The following is a 19041-nucleotide window of genomic DNA, read 5'->3' on the forward strand; positions in this document are numbered from 1 at the left end:
ATTTTGTATTTTGAGAAATCAATATCCTGTTTGCGGTGCATGAATAAAACGTTACTATTTATCGCAATGCTTTTTGCATTGATCCGAATCAACGCCTTTGGGCAACAGGAGGATCAACTGGAAAAGTTTAGTGATAGCCTATATCAGCAATTGCTTCGTCTGAATGATCTAGAACATAGAACCCAAGCGCTTTATGAATTAAGTTTCTTTTGGTCCGATTACGATAGTACCCAAGCGCTGAAGTATATTGCGGAAGCCGAACAGGTATTGGGCCCCATGCGCAAAACCAGCTACTTTAGGGGTTTATCGTATTTTTACCGTGCCGCGGTCTACTTTGACACTGCCCCTTTCCGGGCGAAGCAACTTTACTTACAGGCCGAAGATCAGCTTAAAAAAGCAGATCAAAAACATATACGCTCCGCTCAAAAACACCGTGCGAGGCTATGGGGTAGCTATGGTGCATTACTGCAGCGCGAAGGAAAGTCGGATGAATATGTGCATGTACTTCTCAACCAAGTGATACCGATAGCGGAACAGCTGAAAGATTCCACCCTGCTGGGAAATAATTATCAGAATGTAGCCATGGTGTTGATGAACCTGAAGGCATATGGCAAGGCCGAGCAATACTATGATAAGGCCTTTCAATCACTTCAGGGAAGAAACGACTCGGACGAGCAGCTCTTTACACTATCCGTTAATGCAGCCCGTAATGCATTGTTTCGAAAGGATGGTAAAACAGCCAAAATACGACTCGATAAAGCAGAGAAAATAGCTCGTCGTATTCCCAATTCATCCTACATTCCAATTTATCATGCTGTAGCAGGGAGCTATTGGGCTTCAGAAAAAAATATGGCTCGCGCAAATACACATTTTGAGCATGGGCTCACTGCCGCAAAGCGACAGCAGAACAATGATATGACCGCGGCCATAATTTTCGATCAATTCACCGCACTCCAAGCTGCTGGACAGCATCAGGCTGCCCTGGACAAGCTGCAGGCCATACTTCCTTATGTACAAAATAAAGAGTCCCTAAGAAACAGGCAGATGGTCTATGCTAATCTGGCGACTCAGGCGGTTAAATTGGGGCAGTTCCAACAAGCGACCCGCTGGTACGAAGCACACAAAAAAATTTCCGACACCCTATTTGTGAATCAGGGTGAAGCGCGCATTATAGAACTGGAAAAAATATATCAGACAGCCGAAAAAGAAAAGGAGCTATTGCGTATAAAAACAGAGAACCAAGGGCATCAGCTCGCCTTGCAAAAGACACGCATTTGGGTTGGTATTCTCGCATTCGGTCTGCTTGTATTATGCTTTTTATCATTTATCTGGTACACCGCATTCCTCAACAAGAAAAAGTTAGCTGCACAAAAAGAGATGCTCTTGAAAGAGGAAATCAAAAGTCGCAGGCAACAGGAAAAATTGAATCTTTATAATGCAATGTTACAGGGACAGGAAAGAGAGCGTAGCCGCATTGCAAGGGATTTGCACGACGGATTGGGCGGCATGCTGGCAAGTACCAAACTAAAACTTTCTGCCGTCGCAGCGAACACGAGGCCAAAGAAAGCAATAGAAACAACCACTGACCTGAATATAATCATTGAACAGCTGGACCATTCCGTTGATGAACTGCGACGGATAGCGCGCAATATGATGCCAGAATCTTTGTTATATATGGGTCTTGGAGTCGCCCTAAAAGATCTTTGCAATGCCATGTCACATCCCAATCTTCAGGTAGATTTTCAGGCATCACACCTACGCGACGAGTATCCGCAAGCTTTTCTGATTGCCGTATACCGGATTTTGCAGGAACTGCTCACCAATGCCATAAAGCATAGTGGAGCTTCGCAGGTATGGGTGCAATGTAGCCAAGTGGAAGATAAATTCCATATGAATGTAGAGGACAACGGTAAGGGTTTTGATCCCCAACATGCTTCCATGACCAAGGAAGGAATTGGTATTTCCAATATTCGCAATCGGGTAGACATCTTAAACGGACAATTAGAGATTGATGCAGCAGTAGGAAACGGCGCATCTTTTCACATTCAACTTGATATACATGGATAAGGTAATTTCGGTCATTATTATAGACGACCACCCACTCGTACTGAATGGATTTGAATTTATTTTGAAGAACAGCGCCGACATCGCGTTAATGGGTACATTTACCTGTGCTGCGGATGCTCTGGACTTTCTTCGCACCCGACCTGTCGATATTGTTCTTGTCGACATCAACATGCCGGGCATGAATGGTATCGATACCACGGTTATTATAAAGAAGGAATTTCCGAATACGCAGATCATTGCGATCAGCAACCTAAATGAAGGCAGCATTGCCCTTCGTATGCTGCAAGCGGGAGCCCTGGGCTATCTTCTCAAAAATGTCTCTGCTGAAGATTTACTTCAGGGGATACATGCTGTCCATCAGGGTGAGCAGATTCTTAGCCGCGAAATGAAATTTATATTAAAAGGTAACCAACAAGATTCCATTCCAAAGATTACAGAAAGGGAGCGCGAGGTGCTCAAATGGATGGCGCAAGGGCATACCACGCCAAAAATTGGTGAACTGATGTTTATCAGCCCATTGACTGTCGAAAGCCATCGGCGAAATCTGCTGCAAAAATTTGCAGTGACCAATTCGGTTTCCCTGATCCACAAGGCTACTGAAATGAAGTTTATTTAATAGCAATGCGCTGTCGTAGGACAGCGCAAACATTCAGTGGCATACCGGTACATATATCAGGTCTACACCTCCCGAATAGACATTGAACACCGGCCGTGATTCCCACACAATGGTACAGCCCTGCTGTCCGTTTCCACCCTGTTGGCTTCCTGATCTAAGCAGCTCAAAATGCGTATCTAAGATAGATTCTGCGGGTACACCGCCGCCGGCTTTAAGGTATTTAATTTTGACGTCCAACACCAGCTTGTCATCGAAAAGACGCCCCTTCCACATGATCTTTTTGGCACTGGCAGTCATCGATCCATTGACTTCCCCGTTCTCGGCAATGGAAACCTTGCCCGATTCAGCCGTAAACTGCCAGGCACGGCCGGTTTGCTTCCCCGGAATAGCAAAAGAAAATCCGTCTTGGTCAGATAGTTCCATTAAAAGTACTAATGTGGAGCTGTCGCCTTTTATTTTATCTATACTGAAAGAGCCCTTTCCTTTTACAGGTGTTAAGCGATCGTAGCCATGTAAATACATGGTCGACTCGGTATGACCAAGATAAGCCTGTTTATTCATGCGTTCGTTGAACGTCTGCTGGTAATCCCGGGAATCTTGCGATTTGCCGCAGGCCATCGTTGCAATCAATAGCGAAAGGATGATCGCTTTTTTGCTGTATTTCATAGTTAAATATCTCATAACGCTTTATTTCTTTTACACTGCCGTGCTAAGGAACGTGAGCTGCTTTACCCAGCTTTTATTACAAAATTAACTGTTAGGCCGCCAAGAGACATCCACGAAAACCATGAAAATTAAATCAAAAAAAGCCAGACAAGTTATCGAAGGTGACTATATCCCAGTGAATGGTGGCGAATCGACTGTACAAATGACCTGTTGTACAGTCTGATTCGACAGTCTTTAAGAGTATGGTCTGCAGAACTGATTAGACTCGTAAATGTCCAACTTAAATGTCAAAAGCACTCTCCTGCGGGCTTGCTAAATTAATAGCAGCCATCCCTAATCCCCATCCTTCTAACAATTTGTAAAAGGATACTTAACCTTGTCCAAAGCATCATTACCTCGTGGCTTTCCGACCACCTGAACTTTTAAGAGGATACTGCCAATTTCTGTTACGCAATTCCTCATACGAAACAGAAACGAAATCAAATATAGTTGTAGCAAGAATAATTAGCTTTTTTACTTGATAAATCGGAGTTATTAAATTGCTTTTGGTCGGGAGCTTTGTTACATATTAATAATTGTCATAAATTTTTGACAATGGTATATACGATTTCCTCTATCTTTAAATTCGCATTTTAAATTACCATACTGAATTGAAAATTCTTAATACCCTTGGCAATCACCAATCTTATAAAAGCTTTTCTTAAAGACCACTCCGTATTCAGGTACAGTATTAATTAGTTTCGTCTTGACTATTATGCTAGTTATGATAAGTAATTTGTTCCTAAACAAGAAGAAAGAAATTTATAGAGCTATAAAGGATATTGGTAATGAATTTGAACTATTAGCGTCACGGTCTTTTAAAGAAAACAGGCTTTCCTTAATATCTCTTAAAAATGACAAATTCTATATCGGATGGGTGAAAGAATTGCCAATTCCCTCTCAATCAAATTACCTTAGAATAATCCCTGCCCTAAGTGGATATAGAAACGAGCAAAAGAAGTTAGAGTTTACCTCCCACTATTTAACTGCTTATTCAAGATTTATTGAGAATGGAAAAGGAACAGATGTGTCAGATTTAGAAACAGACGTTATAATTAGTATATGCGAAATTGTATCAATATCTTTTTATGACCAAGATATTTTCGATGTACTCAATCCTTAAAAAATTGCCGAAATTAAATCGTTGAAAGTAACTTGGCATACCATTTTTATAAATAAACACATACAAAAGTAAATTAATAATAACTGTATACTAAAATCCCCTCCAAACCGAGGGATTTTTTTTATCCCCCAAACATCACACGATGCTGGGAGATTTCAAAAGTATTGCGCGCTGTACTGTTAGCAGTCAATTAAATTTTCAAACATTGTAGACATTTTATTTGTCAATGGGTAGTATTGCGTTTTTGGTACGGTTGGAGTATATTTGGGTTTAAACAATTAGCCATATGACAAGAGAAAAGATAGAACAACACATTAAGTTTTTAAAAGGTATCCTTGCTCAAACTAACGTCCCTACGTATAAGATGGACAAAGGCTCAAATAAGACAACAAGAAATGAAGCTCATGGTCAATTACATAGAATTGGGAAAGATGTTGTTGCTTATGTCAAAAGAAATAATGATTTTTCCGAATTTATTGCTGAAATACACAACTTGCCAATCGACATGGTTGGTTTTGGAGAGCAAGAAGATAGGCTTGAAAAAGATACAGAACAGTATATTATGGAATTAGAAGAATTAATAGTCGGCCTGGCCAATTTGCCGCCGTTCAGAGGTCTATGCGATTGGCTCATTGATACATACCATTACGAATTCGCTAACAGTTCAGGTGATTTTTATATCATGGCTCCCAGTGCTGAAGATTTTGAAGGGGTTACTCAGAGATGGGATCAATATTTGAAAAAGGCAAACGTACTACCTAGCGATACTACGTTATATCGACTGTTTTCGATAAATCCTGTAGCATTTTGGAGGTATTATAATTATTCCAACCCGATATATAAACTGCCGTATAAAGATAAAGATGAAATACCCAAAATAGAATCTAATTAGTATAAGCTATGATAAAAAGTGATCATATCAATTATAGTACTACAATTATATTTAAATAATAATCTAGAACATGTTTAGAAGAAACGGTTTAAAACAAGTCAAATCGACTGGACAAATGATCTGCTGTACGGTCTGATTCGACAGCCTTTGAGAGTATGGTCTGCAGAATTGATTAACTGAACCTTCTATTTATTATCTCGATATATTCTGGACAAAAATCAAGTAGATTACTTATCCATCTATCGGCCTGATCAAAATTGCCATGAATATCTGTGTATTTCCCGGAAACAGCGATCACTGCCATTCCTGCATTTACAGCGGCCATAACTCCTCCCTTGGAATCTTCAAACACCAGGCATTTGGAAGGGCTTACAGAAAGGGAAGATGCAGACTTCAGGTATATCCGGGGATCAGGTTTTCCTATATTAACAGAATCTGCTGTGAGAATACTGCTAAAATAGCCCTCAATTCCTATTTTTTTAAGAATTCTAGGTACCAAAATTCCCGGAGAATTTGTCGCAAGACCAATTTTATATCCTTCCTGCTTAAAGTAGTTCAGAGTCTGTTCAACCCCGGGCATTATTTCACCATAAAGATCAACAAGCTCTGCAACCCTCATAATAACATGATGTTCGACATCAGCCAAACTTCTCTCCAGCCAGGGTTGTATGGCAAACCAGTATTGGGTAACTTCTCTGGTGGTCATTCGGCTTGTTATTGATGACTGCTCCTCAGTAACAATAATCCCAAGGGATCCAAAAACTTCCCGTTCTGCCGCCAGCCAGAATGGCTCCGAATCGATCAACACACCGTCCATATCAAAGATCACTGCTTCTATCATTTCACTTTTTTAATGTGATCTATTTTTAAAGATCAGACAGCTGGACGGTAGACCGATATCGTCCAGTTCATACATTTCGGGTTGCTTTATAAAGCCTTTGCTTTCAAAAAATTCGATGAACGGATTATCAATGTATTCGTTGATCCAGATCGCATCCACAAACCTGCACAATGAAATGCACTTATCATATAAAGACTCCATGATCTGGGAATCTCTAAATTTTTCAAGGATTGAGAAATCACCTATACGTACCGCGCGCATATTATCGACTGCCGGTGGAACTTTCCCCCTAGAAGTAACCCGCGCATAACCCACAGCCTGATTGTCGACATATACCATAATCCACTGGTTGGACATACTGTTCATCTCACTAACAAAATACTTGCGGTTATAATATTTCTCGATAAATTCGTTCAATTGCTGGGTTTCCAGTTTCGGACCAAATTTTTCGGATGCCAGTTCAATGATCAGATTCAACAGAGTATCCGTAGACTCATCTGTTGCTAAAGCAAATTTTGAAATTATATTCATTTTTAAAAATTTAAACAAATTTATGGTCTGTTAATTAAGCTTTAAGCCTATGATGGATACGAACAGCAACAGCAGAAAAAATATCCTGCTTGCAGTAATAGGTTCTTTGAGCACCAATACCCCAAGCAATACAGTACCTGCTGTTCCGATTCCTGTCCATACAGCATAAGCAGTGCTTAATGGCAATATCTTTATTGCTTCATACAAAAGCAGTAAACTTAAGGACATGCAGATTAGAAAGGCTCCTATCCACAAATAAAAATGGACACCGGCAGCAAGACGGACTTTACCCAGACAGAAAGCAAAAAGAACCTCGAAGATTCCAGCCGTAATTAAAATTATCCATCTCATATGCACAATATTTTTCACAAAAATACTGAAGCCAGCCAGTACTGGGCAGTACAGTTCTCTCAAATAAGACCGGTACAGGATCTATCTTAAACGCTGACCGAGCAAGCGGATAGCCTCTATCCGTTTCGGGGAAAACGTATCGGCAAAAACAAGCCTGAAATATTGGTCAAAGGCTGAAGAAAACGAAAAGGTATACCCCGGTGTAAAACGAACACCGATCTTTTCACACTGCTCATAAAAAAATTTCATATCTGTATTTTCGGGCATTCTGATCCAGAGATTATAGCCACCTTGCGGTGCTGCGATACACATATTTTCTGGAAAGTGGGTAGATAGCAGATTAATGGCAAAGTGGGCGTTTTTTGCCAATAGCATGCGAAATGATCGCACATGGCGGTCGTAACTGCTGCCCTGAATGAGCCGGCTGACTGTTTCCTGATAGAGGGGGGAAACGGAACTTCCAAGGGCAAATTTTATCTGTTCGGTACGTTCCATAAATTTTCCCGAACTCAGCCACCCTAGTCTGATCCCGGGCGCCAGTGTTTTCGCAAAGGATGAATAAGTCAACACTAGTCCGCTATCATCAAAACTCCTGATCGTAGAGGGTCTCTGCCCCTGAAAATAAATATCTCCGTAGATATCATTCTCCACTACAGCTACATTATGCTTCTGTGCAATATTGAGCAGCATCCTTTTCTGCTCGACGCATAATAGTGTTCCGGTAGGATTATGAAAATTCGGCGTGACGACAACTGCCTTTATCTTATTTTTTTCACAGGCTTTTCTGAAAAAGTCTACATCAAAGCCAATAAACGGATCGACGGGAACCTCGACAACCCTAAGTTTCAGCACTCTAACAACTTCAAGTACGGAAAAAACACTGGGACTTTCCAGGGCGATCACATCTCCTGGCTCACAAGTTGCGACGAGCGATATGTATAGTGCCTGCAACGCACCATCAGTGATAATCAGCTCCTCACTGTTTAGCCTTGTCTGGTAAGATACTGCGCGCGCGACAATATTTTCCTTTAATGAACTCAATCCACTGGCAGGATAATAACGTAATAGACCCGCCCCATGCTCTCTGATCACCTGTTGCATGGTCCGAAGCAATAACTTTTGTGGAATGATAAGATTTCCGGGAGCAGCTACGTTAAATTCAGAAATCTTGCGTCCCGACCGAAGAGAAGTTGTAAGTGCCAAATGATTGCTGAATGTCGCATCTCTGACCACGAGCTTATGCCCGGTTTTTAGGGGTTCAAACTTATTCTGTTTATTGCTGCAAACATAATAGCCGGATTTTGGAATACTTTCCACAGATCCATTAAGTATTAAATGCTCATAGCCCATCTGTACTGTGCTGGAACTGAGCTGATATTTTTCCTTAATTTCCCTGACCGACGGCAGCTTGTGTCCGGGTTTGAAAACACCTTCCCGAATACTTTTCTCAATTTCATTGGTGAACAACTCAAACTTGTAGCTTCTCATCTGTATTGATTGTTTTGATTTGAACTGTACCTGTACTGCGAATATAACTTTTATAATTTTGATCCGGATATGTAGAAGATAACAGATAAAAAAATCAACTCCTTTTAACATTATAGAATCATGATGAAAACAGTACTTATCAGTGGAGCAAACAGAGGAATCGGACTGGAAACTGCCAAACAGTTTTCGAAAATTGGCTATACAGTTTTCCTTGGAAGCCGCAACTACGAAAATGGACTAAAAGCCGCAGAAGAACTACGAAACGCAGGTTATGACAACATTATAGCGGTTGCATTTGATATCAGGGACCCGCAGAGTTTAAACGATGCATACCAGAACATGCTGCAGTACAGTCCATCTTTAGATGCATTGATAAATAATGCCGGTATACGTGGTCAGCAGCCACAACCGCCCGCTACGGTAGATATAGATATCATAAAGGATATTTTTGATACCAATCTTTTTGGTGCGATCCGTCTGACACAGGCAATGATGCCACTGCTGAAAAATTCAGAAAATCCACGTATCGTAAATGTGTCCAGCGAACTGGCCTCTCTCACGCTGCACGATAATCAGGAGTGGGAATTCTATGAATTTAAGGATGCCGGTTATGGCCCTTCAAAAACAGCACTGAATGCATTTACGGTCATGCTTGCCTACCAATTGAGGGACTCCGCATTTAGGGTTAACGCTGTAGATCCTGGATACACTGCCACTGAATTCAATGGGTTCAAAGGTACCGGAGATGTTTCGGATGCAGCAAAGCTTATCCTGAAATATGCTACGCTCGATAAATCCGGTCCTACAGGACAGTTTGTAAGCAAGCATGGACAGCTACCGTGGTAGACTGCCACATAATGCCTTGTAAAAAGATTAAATAGCTGAAAAGCTGTTCCAAATTGCCTTAATAAATTATACTCAGATTTTCCCGCGCAAACGGACAATACAATGAACACATATCATAACATCAGCAAAAATGCTGCGTCAACATCCTTGGAGATCCCTTCCTTTACATTAGTTGCGATACTTTCTTTGGGCACATTCATTATCTTCTTTCAGGGGTTCATGGTGGCTCCGATACTTCCCCATCTTTCAGGACTTTTTCGGGTATCGGTGCGGCACGTCAGTTTTATCGAACCTGCATATCTGCTGAGCTATGGAATTTCAACCCTGATCTACGCACCTCTTTCAGATCTATATGGGCGCTTTAAGGTCATAATTTTTTCATTGTCGGGGTTCATATTAATTACTGCCTTTACGGGTCTGGCAGAAAGTATTGATCAGTTGATTCTTCTAAGGCTGTTCACAGGGCTGGTTGCCGGCGGGGTGGCACCAACGACGATTGGTTGGATCGGAGACCGCTTTCCGTACGAGAAAAGAGGACATGCCCTAGGTTTGTTTTTTGGATTCATGGCGGCAGGAACAGCATTTGGATCCAGCACAGGCGCGCTGCTGACTGCCTTTGTCGGATGGCGGGCACTTTTTTGCATAGTTGCCGGAATGGGACTGCTTATCCTTGTCGTACTGCTTTTCAACCGAAGAAGTTTCCTTCAGAAAAAACAAACCGCAGCAAAGCTCAAAAATATGATCACCGACTACTACAACATCCTAAAGTTGCCCAGAGGACAACGGACATACAGTTTTGTATTGTTCAATTCTATGTTTCATAGTGGAATATTTGCATGGACCGGATATTATTTTTTCAGCAACTACCACCTGGACGAAAAAGGCGTCGGATTAGCATTATTGGGATATGGGATTCCTGGTCTGCTCCTGGGACCAATGATAGGAAAGATGGCAGACAGGTACGGTAGGAATAAAATCATTCCTATCGGAATAACAATTGGAGCACTTTCCACCCTTTTGCTGGCCATGCACTTACCATTGCCTCTCTCCTGCCTTTTGGTCGCTACCCTATCGCTTGCCTTTGACATGACCCATCCTCTTTTCGCTGCAATAATCACGACCTTATCTGAGCGAAAGGGCGTTGCTATTGGTCTTTTTGCGTTTGTGATGTTTATGGGGTACGGATTGGGGAGCCTGATCTTAAGCCTCATCATAAATATCGGCATCAATGAAAGCTTTCAGGTCTTTGGCTCATGTGCTGTTCTGGGGGCAGTGATATCCATCTTTGTCTTCAAAAATGAAAAATAGCTCATCATGCACAAGCTACCCGGTCAAAATTTACAAGGAAGCCATATGTAATTATGTGGCTTCTTTTACTTACAGATCAAACTTACAGCCTCCTGGACAACGCATTGCGAAAAGCAGCCTGTTATCATTTTAGATAAGACCGAACGGCGAAAAATGATGTGACAAAAAAAGACCGATTGTTTTATTTTTTTTGTACTTTTATGCCATATTAAAATTCATGCTGGATGAAAACAACTAAATCCGAAAATACCAAACGTTTAATTATCGAAAAAACAGCATCAGTTTTTAATGTAAAAGGCTATGCTGGCACATCGATAAATGATGTAATGAGCGCTACCGGCCTTTCTAAAGGTTGCATCTATGGCAATTTCGAGAATAAGGATGAGATTGCATTAAGTGTTTTTGACTACAATTTTAGTAAGGTAACCCAGCATATGAAAGATCGTATTTTAGCAAGTGAAAATTCAATTGAAAGATTGCTGGTTTATCCTCATACGTACAAAAACTATCTCAGGTATCCGTATTTACAGGCGGGCTGCCCGATTTTAAATACTGCTACTGAGGCTGATGATACCCACCCCTCACTCCAGAAACGTGTACAAAAAGCCCTTGATTTTTGGAAAACTTCCATAGAAAATCAAATCAAACGTGGTATCGAAAGAAACGAAATAAAAGCAGATACCGATCCGACCGAGATTGCAGTAGTAATGATTTCAATGATCGAAGGTGCGTTTATGCAGGCAAAGGTCAGCAACCGTATGACAGAGCTGAATATAGCGATGTCTTTTTTAGAAAAATTGATCAGGAATTTGAAAGTATAATTTTTTTTGATTTAAAAAAGACCAATCGGTTTATTTTTTTTAGACAATTAGAAATATTTAAACAGTAAAATGGAAACATTTGATATTACCGTAATAGGCTCAGGTCCCGGCGGATATGTAGCAGCCATCAGAAGCGCTCAATTAGGTTATAAAACAGCCATCATTGAAAAGTATAATACACTGGGTGGCACCTGTACCAATGTAGGTTGCATTCCTACAAAAGCGTTGCTGGACAGCACGCATCATTATGCAGATGCACGCAGCAGTTTTGGAGCACATGGCATTGAATATTCGGATCTCCGGCTCAATGTCGAACAGCTTTTTAAACGGAAAAGCGAGGTAGTGACCAAAAACACGCAAGGTCTGGATTTCCTGATGAGAAAAAATAAGATCACGGTTTTCCACGGCTCAGGTTCTTTTGTCAATAATGAAAGTTTAAAAATTGTACACGATGATCATACTGAAATGGTTATTAATTCAGATAAGTTCATTATTGCCACAGGGTCCAAACCGTCCACAATTCCCGGCATTACCGTCGACAGAAAAAGGATAATCACTTCTACCGAAGCGCTGAAATTGCAGGAAAGACCCGCGAGCATCGTGATTATTGGCGGCGGCGTAATCGGTGTGGAAATGGCTTCCATATTTAACAGAATCGGAACCAAAGTAACTATCTTAGAATATGCTGATAATCTTATTGCGACGATGGACAGTGAATTAGGAAAGGCTTTAACGAAGATATTATCCAAAGAAGGCGTGGAAATCAAACTTCAGCAGGCTGTCTACAAAGCTGAAAATCTTGGCGACACAGCTAAGGTTTATTTCAAAAATAAACAAGGAGAAGAACAAGATCTAACCACCGACTATATTCTGGTTGCTGTCGGCAGAAAACCTTACGTAACCGGTCTGGGTCTGGAAAACACCAGCGTGGAATTGAATAACAATGGTACGGTGAAAGTCAATGAATGGCTGCAGACAACAGTCCCAAACATTTATGCGATTGGAGACGTCATCGGCGGCGCAATGCTGGCTCATAAAGCAGAGGAAGAAGCAGTGTTCGTAGTGGAAAGAATCAATGGTCAGCAACCTCATATCAATTACGACCGTATCCCTTCGGTAGTGTACACCTGGCCCGAAGTGGCTTCTGTAGGCGCTACCGAAGAGCAATTAAAAAAACAAGGAGTGGAATATAATATTGGTAAATTTCCTTTTGCCGTGAATGCCAGAGCCAGAGCGGGAATGGAAACGGAAGGTTTTGTAAAGGTTCTTTCCGATCCGAAATACGGTGAACTTTTAGGTGTGCATATCATCGGCGCCCGCGCGGCGGACCTGATTGCACAGGCTGTTGTAGCGCTGGAATATGAAGTCACCGCGAATGGTATGGCGACAATGAGTTATGCACACCCAACTTATTCCGAAGTGATGAAAGAGGCTTATACAATAGCATCAGGAAGACCATCATTGAATATTTAATATATTTGGAGTTATTGGCGTCAATGAGCAAAATTATCAGGCTATCGGATTTTATGAAAAATTAGGGTTCAAAAAAGCAGGGAGATCTGAAAAGGATGGCTCAGATAACGATTATCCGATTATTCATATGCTAAGATGGAATAGTCGTCATTATTAAAACTATAATTATTAATAGTAAAATATATAAAAATGATTGAAGGATTATATGAGACACATATTCAAGTAAGTGACTTGGAAAACGCAGTTCAGTTCTATACCCAAATATTGGGTCTACAGCTTGCACACTATGATGAAACCAGGCCAATTGCGTTTCTTTGGATCGGAGAAAATAAAAAGGCAATGCTTGGACTTTGGGAACAACAGGTTAATCTCCAGACAAGACATTTTGCATTCAGCTGTTCCAAAGATTTTATTCTAAAAGATGCAAATACTTTTTTAGATAAAAAGGGATTAAAGGCGTATAATTTTCTCAAAAATGGCAGCAATGAACCAATGGTTTTTGCCTGGATGCCGGCACTTGCTCTTTATTTTGACGATCCAGACGGAAATCAGCTGGAATTTATTCATATTCTAAACGGCAAAAGTCAGCCAGAACTTGGCGTACTCAGCTACGAGGAATGGCAAAAAATCAATTCATCCCATTAGATAAATACATATGAATGTAGAAGACAACTATTTGGAAATAAACAGAGATTCGTGGAATATCAGAACAGAAGCTCATATCAATTCTGAATTTTATAATCTGGATGCCTTTTTGAAGGGGAAAAATTCATTAAAAGATATAGAGCTTAAGTTACTTGGAAATTTGACAGGCAAATCCGTATTGCACTTACAGTGCCATTTCGGACAGGACAGTATATCTTTAGGTCGCCTCGGAGCGGACGTAGTCGGCGTTGATCTTTCGGATGTAGCGATAGATCGTGCACGGGAACTGGCAAAACAGAGTAATGTTTCAACAACTTTTATCTGCAGCGATGTTTATGATCTGCCCAATCATCTGGATCGTGAGTTTGATCTTGTCTTTACCAGTTATGGGACCATCGGCTGGCTTCCGGATCTGGATCGGTGGGCAAAGATCATATCGAAATTCCTGAAACCGGGTGGTACATTTGTTTTTGTAGAATTTCATCCGGTTGTCTGGATGTTTGATTCGGCGTTTAAAAAGATTGAATACAGATATTTTAATTCCGGGGCCATTATAGAAACTGAAAAAGGAACTTATGCAGATAAAAAAGCAGAATTTGAAGTCAAATCAATTGGCTGGAACCACGGCTTGGCCGAAGTAATAAGTAGTCTGATGCAAAATGGTTTAGAACTGAATTCTATTGAAGAATTTGATTATTCGCCATACAATAATTTCAATAATTCAGCTGAATTTGAACCTGGTAAGTTCAGAATTACTCATCTGGGAGACAAAATCCCTATGGTGTATGCATTGACAGCCTCAAAAAAGCATCTTGTAGATGAATCCCAGCCTAAATACGGACCAGCGGCAATTAGACGAGTGGATAATACCTGAGAAAGCATGGATCAACAGTAATAACCTATAAATTGATATTAATGAAAGAAGTAAAGCCACAATCATTTGTCAGATGGTTCGATCGACAATTTGATTCAAACACGAGTTCGGAATATTTTGACGAATTTTTAAAACGACTTGAACATTTTCCCACTGTTTTAAAAAAGCTGCTAAAAAGTTGTCCTGCGGAAGTCTCAACCCGCAAAATGGGAGGTAAATGGTCTGTCAATGAGAATATAGGGCATTTAATCCTCTTAGAAGATCTATGGCGAATCCGTTTTAGAGATATAAAGGAAGGAAAACCGGATATGTCCCCTGCCGATTTAAACAATACAGCAACCGATCAGTCTTCTTTCAACAATATGCCGGTTGAAGAGCTTATTAAGCACCTGGTCAGCGAAAGAGAGAAAACAATTGCAATGCTTCGAAAATTGAGTGGAGAAGAGTTGTTGAAGACAAGTATGCATCCGAGGTTACAACAGCCAATGAATATCATTGACCTGATGCATTTTGTTGCGGAACATGATTTGCACCATGTGTACGCCATACAGTCTATAATGAAGCATTGAAAACATATAATTTTTTTAGCAACAAAAAGACCGATTGGTTTATTTGCATAAATATAATAACTGCGTATATGACAAAACTATCAATACTAGATTTCCTAAATAAATTGATAAAAAGTGAAACGACCGACGACATGCATACGTACATGCATTATCCGACACCAATATCAAAAACATTGGGCATGAACATCATGGAAGTTGGTTTAGGTACAGCTACTGTACAGATCAATACAACAAAAGAACTGCACAGTAACCAACAGGGAACCATTCACGGTGGCCTGCTTTGTGAACTGGCAGACGCAGCCATCGGAACTGCACATTCGACCCTTATTCAGGGAGGCGAAACCTTTACATCGGTAGAATTGAAAATCAATTTTTACCGGCCCGTTTTCGGGGATATACTCACTGCCAAAGCATCACCCCTACATAGCGGAAAAAACTTAAGTCATTATCAATGCGATATTTTTCGGTATAATTCTCAATTACAACCTTATACAATCTTTCATGAATAAATCAGTCTTTAAAGCCCTACTCTATTCACTTTTTGGCACGCAAACAAACTACAGTCATCTCAAGATTCCATTTGATAATCTGGAAATCTATATTCTTTCTGATGGATATTTTGATATAGGATCATATCAACCCATTATTGCAACGGATGCAGCACCTGCAGACCTTCAAAATGAGCTCAACCGACTGCATTTACCTGCCGATATCTACGAAGCTCCTATTAATGTAATGCTTATCCGAAAGAATGAACAATTAATACTTGTAGATACAGGAGAAGGATTTTATGATAAAAAAATGCAGGAAAATTACTTTATAGCCTGGAAAGTGCCGGGTTCAGAGCCAGTGATATTTCCGATGTATTGATAACGCACGCTCATCGTGATCATATTGGCGGCATATTAACCGAAGATGATAATTTGGTATTTCCAAATGCAAGATTCTATATCTCACGGACTGAACTGGAATTTTGGTTTGCAAAGCAGCCGAATTTCCCCAACAGCCGGAGACCTGAGTTTGGGCATGCGTCTGTTTCACTGGTTAAGCATATATTAGGAGCCATTACCCACCGTTTAGAAATATTTGATGCAGGTGATGAATTATTTTCCTGTATTAAAACGCAGGCAGCTCCTGGACATACTCCCGGACACATCATATTTACGGTGTATTCGGGTAAGCTATGTATTACGCATCTGGTTGATCTGGTTCATAGTCCCGTGCTGATCTCTAATCCGGTTTGGGGTACACAATGGGATGCTGATTTTTCTTTGGGAATCAACACCCGAAGAAATATACTGGAACAATGTCATAAGCAGAAGTCTCTGGTTTGTGCGTCCCACCTTCCATGGCCGGGGATAGGGTTTATTGAGAGATCTCATAATCAATGGCAATGGACTCCAAAACCCTATATTGCACCATTGCTACTTAAAGTTTGATAATGATTTTTGACAATAAAATTTGAAATATCTTTCACCAGTGACGGAAACAGGGAATCCGGTAAGGCGTGTCCCAGACCTTTTTTGATGATCAGATCACAGTAAGGAATAGTATTTTTTAAATCAACTGCATGTTCGATATTAAACAATGGATCTTCACCTCCGTGTATAACTATTGTAGGCACCTGAATACCAATGAGAACATTTGGATTATATATATAAGTTGCAAGGGCGACTATTTGACGATAAGGTCTTACCGAAGACGATTGTCGGATTTCATCTTCAATAATTAGCGCCTGCTCCTTTTCCTCGTTGAGGATATATCCGCTGCCATAAATAGCTTTCATAAAGTCTATTTTTTCTTTCAGATAAGCTTCCCGGTTATCTTTGAAAGTAACAGGTGGGCTGGTCATTTTTTTTACCAATGCATCATCAGGCTTCGGAAGAGCCGGATTAAAACTTGAAGACATCAATAAAGTCAGCGTCTGAGCCATAGCCGGATGTCGTGATACGAATAGCTGTGCTATGATGCCACCCATTGAACGCCCGACAATATTTGCGCTCCGGATGCCAAGTGAATCTAGCAAATCTTTTATATCATCTGCCATATCGAATAAAGAATAAGGAGCAGGAAATTTTTCTGGATACTGTAGAAAATCATTCAAGGAAGAACTATAGCTGTCGTTGCTATCATATGGGTTAAAGGTACTTTTTCCACAGTCTCTGTTGTCAAAGCAGATCACGCGAAATCCTTCTTCTACAAGCTTACTACAAAATGGAAGTTCCCAACGGGTCATTTGTGTGTTTAAGCCACTGACCAGTACTATAGTTTCATTGTTTTCAGCTCCAAATTCTTCATAATAGATGGTAGCATTTTTTAACTCAATATATCCCATAAATAATTTACTACAAGGCAATTTCTAAAGGTAGAAGTCTGGAATCCAATATAGCAGCTGAGCGATGTCCGGCAATTTTCATATAATCCGGATTCTGCTCGAACGCAAAAAAATCCGATACACTCTTTTGTTTAATCAGCATACATATATCCCACTGCTCATCCTGAGGACCTATCAAAAAGCGGTCTCCTTTTCCAATGAAAAGAATCTCCCCGCCACCCTGCTCTACAAAAGGTTTAGCAAGGTCTATGTAGAGCATAAAAGCTTCGTAACCCGAAATTTCACCGGCAGGTGCAATTTCAGGAAACTCAGAATAATCGGCAATTTCCTTTAAATGTATCAGATTTAAATTGACAATTGCTCCTTGAATATTTTTTAACATAAGATCCCGGCCGGCTTCATCGGTGGGATATAAATAGGTTTTGCTTCCCATATCAGTATAAACTTTTTGTTCTACTTTGCTCCTCCTTCAGATCATTGCAAGCTTTCAGCGCCTTCTTTTTATAGGCAATGATGTTGTTCTCCTCCCATGGAACAATGATTGCATTTTCAAAAACGAAAATCTCCTCTCCTAGCCGGTTCCAATCGTCCTGTAAGCTCCTGTTATCAAATTGTCCGTTGTTCAGTTCAAACCGGATTCTGTTGGTAAGCGCTCCTAAATTAATACTCTCTTTAATAAATATTTTATTTTCCGCATTATTCAGAATCGTTAATACACCCATTAACGGTCTCATTTCTAAAAACTCAGCGTTTAATTTCTTTCTGTACTTTTTGTCCATATCATTCATTCCATTAAAGATCACCGCCCAAAGTCTTCAATTGTCCAGCAAAAATACTCAAGTCTTCCGTTACAATCCCCTCTAACAACTTTTTGGATATGTATTCTGCCGTAATGGTAGCTTCCGTAAAAATTCTTTCTCCGGCAGAAGTGAGTTTTACATAGCTCACCCTGGCGTCTCTATCGCTATTTTCTTTCTCAACAAGCCCCATCTTTTCCATTGGTAAAATAATACGCGTAATGCCAGAGGCAGTTAAACCCGTATTTTCAGCAAGATCAATTCTTTTTAGACGGTTACCAGGGGCATTATTTAATATATACAGAATCAAATAGTCGGTAAGGCTAATACCATGCAGACTTAAACCATCAAACTTCTTTGTAATGACAGATTGAACTTTTAAAATATTCAGAATTGTACTTATTTCTTTCATTTTATATTTGCAATATACTTGATTAGTCAAGTATATTGCAAATATAGACATTTTGGTTATTCTTGCAATAGCATATAATCTAAATCACTTTAATTACTCAACCTATACTGTATAACATGCGGGCTCACTTTTACTGCAAATCCACTTTGTTATTTCATTATCTTTTGCACTTTATGTCCATTTAGAACACACTTTGGACAATTCTGATGTAAGTGTCCCAAAAAATCAAACAGCTTAAAACTGGACATAAATGTTTAGATTTAAGTAATAAAATGAAAAAAACACGTTTTACAGAAAGCCAGATTGTTCGAGCACTCAAAGAGGGCGAAGAAGGCAGAAAGACCGAA

The 19041-nt window shown here is 40.2% G+C and carries 23 protein-coding genes; 14 read left to right on the plus strand and 9 right to left on the minus strand.

What is annotated here, in order from left to right; translation table 11 throughout:
• Positions 1-39: 39 nt before the first annotated feature.
• Together K7A41_RS01800 and K7A41_RS01805 are read left to right on the plus strand one after the other, a co-directional pair.
• On the plus strand, positions 40-2067 hold the full coding sequence (locus tag K7A41_RS01800; protein WP_265712339.1) for a sensor histidine kinase: 2028 nt from the start codon (positions 40-42) through the stop codon (positions 2065-2067).
• Complete coding sequence (locus K7A41_RS01805) at positions 2060-2683, plus strand: response regulator transcription factor (RefSeq protein ID WP_265712340.1); 624 nt, start codon at positions 2060-2062, stop codon at positions 2681-2683. The genes K7A41_RS01800 and K7A41_RS01805 overlap by 8 nt, the downstream gene beginning before the upstream one ends.
• A gap of 33 nt (positions 2684-2716) precedes the next feature.
• On the opposite strand, the gene K7A41_RS01810 is transcribed toward K7A41_RS01805, so the two are convergent.
• On the minus strand, positions 2717-3364 hold the full coding sequence (locus tag K7A41_RS01810) for a hypothetical protein (protein ID WP_265712341.1): 648 nt from the start codon (positions 3362-3364) through the stop codon (positions 2717-2719).
• Between the two features lie 748 nt (positions 3365-4112).
• On the opposite strand from K7A41_RS01810, the gene K7A41_RS01815 reads away from it, so the two are divergent.
• The gene (locus tag K7A41_RS01815; RefSeq protein ID WP_265712342.1) at positions 4113-4511 is read left to right on the plus strand and encodes a hypothetical protein; all 399 of its coding nucleotides are present in this window, start codon (positions 4113-4115) and stop codon (positions 4509-4511) included.
• A gap of 286 nt (positions 4512-4797) precedes the next feature.
• The gene (locus tag K7A41_RS01820; RefSeq protein ID WP_265712343.1) at positions 4798-5403 is read left to right on the plus strand and encodes a hypothetical protein; all 606 of its coding nucleotides are present in this window, start codon (positions 4798-4800) and stop codon (positions 5401-5403) included.
• A gap of 172 nt (positions 5404-5575) precedes the next feature.
• Here K7A41_RS01820 and K7A41_RS01825 read toward each other — a convergent pair whose 3' ends face one another.
• From K7A41_RS01825 to K7A41_RS01840, 4 genes are all read right to left on the minus strand, one after another.
• Positions 5576-6244, minus strand: coding sequence for an HAD family hydrolase (locus K7A41_RS01825; RefSeq protein WP_265712344.1), 669 nt, complete (start codon positions 6242-6244; stop codon positions 5576-5578).
• Between the two features lie 9 nt (positions 6245-6253).
• Positions 6254-6775 (minus strand): N-acetyltransferase, encoded by a 522-nt coding sequence (locus K7A41_RS01830; protein WP_265712345.1) that lies wholly within the window; start codon positions 6773-6775, stop codon positions 6254-6256.
• Between the two features lie 30 nt (positions 6776-6805).
• On the minus strand, positions 6806-7126 hold the full coding sequence (locus tag K7A41_RS01835; protein ID WP_265712346.1) for a DMT family transporter: 321 nt from the start codon (positions 7124-7126) through the stop codon (positions 6806-6808).
• An 81-nt stretch (positions 7127-7207) separates the two neighbouring features.
• On the minus strand, positions 7208-8614 hold the full coding sequence (locus tag K7A41_RS01840) for a PLP-dependent aminotransferase family protein (RefSeq protein WP_265712347.1): 1407 nt from the start codon (positions 8612-8614) through the stop codon (positions 7208-7210).
• 120 nt (positions 8615-8734) lie between these two features.
• Here K7A41_RS01840 and K7A41_RS01845 point away from each other — a divergent pair, with 120 nt between their 5' ends.
• The 10 genes from K7A41_RS01845 (at position 8735) to K7A41_RS01890 (ending at position 16589) form a co-directional block, all read left to right on the plus strand.
• Positions 8735-9460 carry an SDR family NAD(P)-dependent oxidoreductase gene (locus K7A41_RS01845; RefSeq protein ID WP_265712348.1) on the plus strand — a complete coding sequence of 242 codons (726 nt, stop codon included), beginning with the start codon at positions 8735-8737 and terminating at the stop codon, positions 9458-9460.
• A 102-nt stretch (positions 9461-9562) separates the two neighbouring features.
• Positions 9563-10768, plus strand: coding sequence for an MFS transporter (locus K7A41_RS01850; protein ID WP_265712349.1), 1206 nt, complete (start codon positions 9563-9565; stop codon positions 10766-10768).
• 224 nt (positions 10769-10992) lie between these two features.
• Positions 10993-11589, plus strand: a complete 597-nt coding sequence (locus tag K7A41_RS01855) for a TetR/AcrR family transcriptional regulator (RefSeq protein ID WP_265712350.1) — start codon at positions 10993-10995, stop codon at positions 11587-11589.
• Between the two features lie 69 nt (positions 11590-11658).
• Entirely contained in the window at positions 11659-13062 is a 1404-nt protein-coding gene (lpdA, locus tag K7A41_RS01860; protein ID WP_265712351.1) for a dihydrolipoyl dehydrogenase, read from the plus strand.
• A gap of 189 nt (positions 13063-13251) precedes the next feature.
• The gene (locus tag K7A41_RS01865; protein WP_265712352.1) at positions 13252-13707 is read left to right on the plus strand and encodes a VOC family protein; all 456 of its coding nucleotides are present in this window, start codon (positions 13252-13254) and stop codon (positions 13705-13707) included.
• Positions 13708-13717: 10 nt separating this feature from the next.
• Positions 13718-14581: a class I SAM-dependent methyltransferase gene (locus tag K7A41_RS01870; RefSeq protein ID WP_265712353.1), complete on the plus strand. Its 864-nt coding sequence runs from the start codon at positions 13718-13720 to the stop codon at positions 14579-14581.
• A 41-nt stretch (positions 14582-14622) separates the two neighbouring features.
• Complete coding sequence (locus K7A41_RS01875; protein WP_265712354.1) at positions 14623-15150, plus strand: DinB family protein; 528 nt, start codon at positions 14623-14625, stop codon at positions 15148-15150.
• 68 nt (positions 15151-15218) lie between these two features.
• Positions 15219-15659 carry a PaaI family thioesterase gene (locus K7A41_RS01880; RefSeq protein WP_265712355.1) on the plus strand — a complete coding sequence of 147 codons (441 nt, stop codon included), beginning with the start codon at positions 15219-15221 and terminating at the stop codon, positions 15657-15659.
• Positions 15652-16020 (plus strand): hypothetical protein, encoded by a 369-nt coding sequence (locus K7A41_RS01885; protein ID WP_265712356.1) that lies wholly within the window; start codon positions 15652-15654, stop codon positions 16018-16020. The genes K7A41_RS01880 and K7A41_RS01885 overlap by 8 nt, the downstream gene beginning before the upstream one ends.
• Positions 16017-16589, plus strand: coding sequence for a hypothetical protein (locus K7A41_RS01890; protein WP_265712357.1), 573 nt, complete (start codon positions 16017-16019; stop codon positions 16587-16589). The genes K7A41_RS01885 and K7A41_RS01890 overlap by 4 nt, the downstream gene beginning before the upstream one ends.
• Here the strand turns inward: K7A41_RS01890 and K7A41_RS01895 are convergent.
• Genes K7A41_RS01895 through K7A41_RS01910 form a run of 4 tightly spaced genes read right to left on the minus strand, consistent with a single transcriptional unit; the run spans position 16559 to position 18694 of the window.
• Positions 16559-17485, minus strand: a complete 927-nt coding sequence (locus K7A41_RS01895) for an alpha/beta fold hydrolase (protein WP_265712358.1) — start codon at positions 17483-17485, stop codon at positions 16559-16561. The two genes, K7A41_RS01890 and K7A41_RS01895, sit on opposite strands and share 31 nt — an antisense overlap.
• 10 nt (positions 17486-17495) lie before the next feature.
• Positions 17496-17918, minus strand: a complete 423-nt coding sequence (locus K7A41_RS01900) for a hypothetical protein (RefSeq protein ID WP_265712359.1) — start codon at positions 17916-17918, stop codon at positions 17496-17498.
• A gap of 1 nt (position 17919) precedes the next feature.
• Positions 17920-18264: a GIY-YIG nuclease family protein gene (locus K7A41_RS01905; protein ID WP_265712360.1), complete on the minus strand. Its 345-nt coding sequence runs from the start codon at positions 18262-18264 to the stop codon at positions 17920-17922.
• A gap of 13 nt (positions 18265-18277) precedes the next feature.
• Positions 18278-18694 (minus strand): MarR family winged helix-turn-helix transcriptional regulator, encoded by a 417-nt coding sequence (locus tag K7A41_RS01910; RefSeq protein ID WP_265712361.1) that lies wholly within the window; start codon positions 18692-18694, stop codon positions 18278-18280.
• Positions 18695-19041: the final 347 nt, after the last annotated feature.

The organism is Sphingobacterium sp. InxBP1 (genome assembly GCF_026191775.1).
GTDB classification, from domain to species: domain Bacteria; phylum Bacteroidota; class Bacteroidia; order Sphingobacteriales; family Sphingobacteriaceae; genus Sphingobacterium; species Sphingobacterium thalpophilum.

What these genes read in the sequence shown, in the direction of transcription:
- K7A41_RS01800 (WP_265712339.1), top strand. Translation starts at nt 40, where the DNA reads ATGAATAAAACGTTACTATTTATCGCAATGCTTTTTGCATTGATCCGA.
- K7A41_RS01805 (WP_265712340.1), top strand. Translation starts at nt 2,060, where the DNA reads ATGGATAAGGTAATTTCGGTCATTATTATAGACGACCACCCACTCGTA.
- K7A41_RS01810 (WP_265712341.1), bottom strand. Translation starts at nt 3,364, where the DNA reads ATGAGATATTTAACTATGAAATACAGCAAAAAAGCGATCATCCTTTCG.
- K7A41_RS01815 (WP_265712342.1), top strand. Translation starts at nt 4,113, where the DNA reads ATGATAAGTAATTTGTTCCTAAACAAGAAGAAAGAAATTTATAGAGCT.
- K7A41_RS01820 (WP_265712343.1), top strand. Translation starts at nt 4,798, where the DNA reads ATGACAAGAGAAAAGATAGAACAACACATTAAGTTTTTAAAAGGTATC.
- K7A41_RS01825 (WP_265712344.1), bottom strand. Translation starts at nt 6,244, where the DNA reads ATGATAGAAGCAGTGATCTTTGATATGGACGGTGTGTTGATCGATTCG.
- K7A41_RS01830 (WP_265712345.1), bottom strand. Translation starts at nt 6,775, where the DNA reads ATGAATATAATTTCAAAATTTGCTTTAGCAACAGATGAGTCTACGGAT.
- K7A41_RS01835 (WP_265712346.1), bottom strand. Translation starts at nt 7,126, where the DNA reads ATGAGATGGATAATTTTAATTACGGCTGGAATCTTCGAGGTTCTTTTT.
- K7A41_RS01840 (WP_265712347.1), bottom strand. Translation starts at nt 8,614, where the DNA reads ATGAGAAGCTACAAGTTTGAGTTGTTCACCAATGAAATTGAGAAAAGT.
- K7A41_RS01845 (WP_265712348.1), top strand. Translation starts at nt 8,735, where the DNA reads ATGATGAAAACAGTACTTATCAGTGGAGCAAACAGAGGAATCGGACTG.
- K7A41_RS01850 (WP_265712349.1), top strand. Translation starts at nt 9,563, where the DNA reads ATGAACACATATCATAACATCAGCAAAAATGCTGCGTCAACATCCTTG.
- K7A41_RS01855 (WP_265712350.1), top strand. Translation starts at nt 10,993, where the DNA reads ATGAAAACAACTAAATCCGAAAATACCAAACGTTTAATTATCGAAAAA.
- lpdA (WP_265712351.1), top strand. Translation starts at nt 11,659, where the DNA reads ATGGAAACATTTGATATTACCGTAATAGGCTCAGGTCCCGGCGGATAT.
- K7A41_RS01865 (WP_265712352.1), top strand. Translation starts at nt 13,252, where the DNA reads ATGATTGAAGGATTATATGAGACACATATTCAAGTAAGTGACTTGGAA.
- K7A41_RS01870 (WP_265712353.1), top strand. Translation starts at nt 13,718, where the DNA reads ATGAATGTAGAAGACAACTATTTGGAAATAAACAGAGATTCGTGGAAT.
- K7A41_RS01875 (WP_265712354.1), top strand. Translation starts at nt 14,623, where the DNA reads ATGAAAGAAGTAAAGCCACAATCATTTGTCAGATGGTTCGATCGACAA.
- K7A41_RS01880 (WP_265712355.1), top strand. Translation starts at nt 15,219, where the DNA reads ATGACAAAACTATCAATACTAGATTTCCTAAATAAATTGATAAAAAGT.
- K7A41_RS01885 (WP_265712356.1), top strand. Translation starts at nt 15,652, where the DNA reads ATGAATAAATCAGTCTTTAAAGCCCTACTCTATTCACTTTTTGGCACG.
- K7A41_RS01895 (WP_265712358.1), bottom strand. Translation starts at nt 17,485, where the DNA reads ATGGGATATATTGAGTTAAAAAATGCTACCATCTATTATGAAGAATTT.
- K7A41_RS01900 (WP_265712359.1), bottom strand. Translation starts at nt 17,918, where the DNA reads ATGGGAAGCAAAACCTATTTATATCCCACCGATGAAGCCGGCCGGGAT.
- K7A41_RS01905 (WP_265712360.1), bottom strand. Translation starts at nt 18,264, where the DNA reads ATGGACAAAAAGTACAGAAAGAAATTAAACGCTGAGTTTTTAGAAATG.
- K7A41_RS01910 (WP_265712361.1), bottom strand. Translation starts at nt 18,694, where the DNA reads ATGAAAGAAATAAGTACAATTCTGAATATTTTAAAAGTTCAATCTGTC.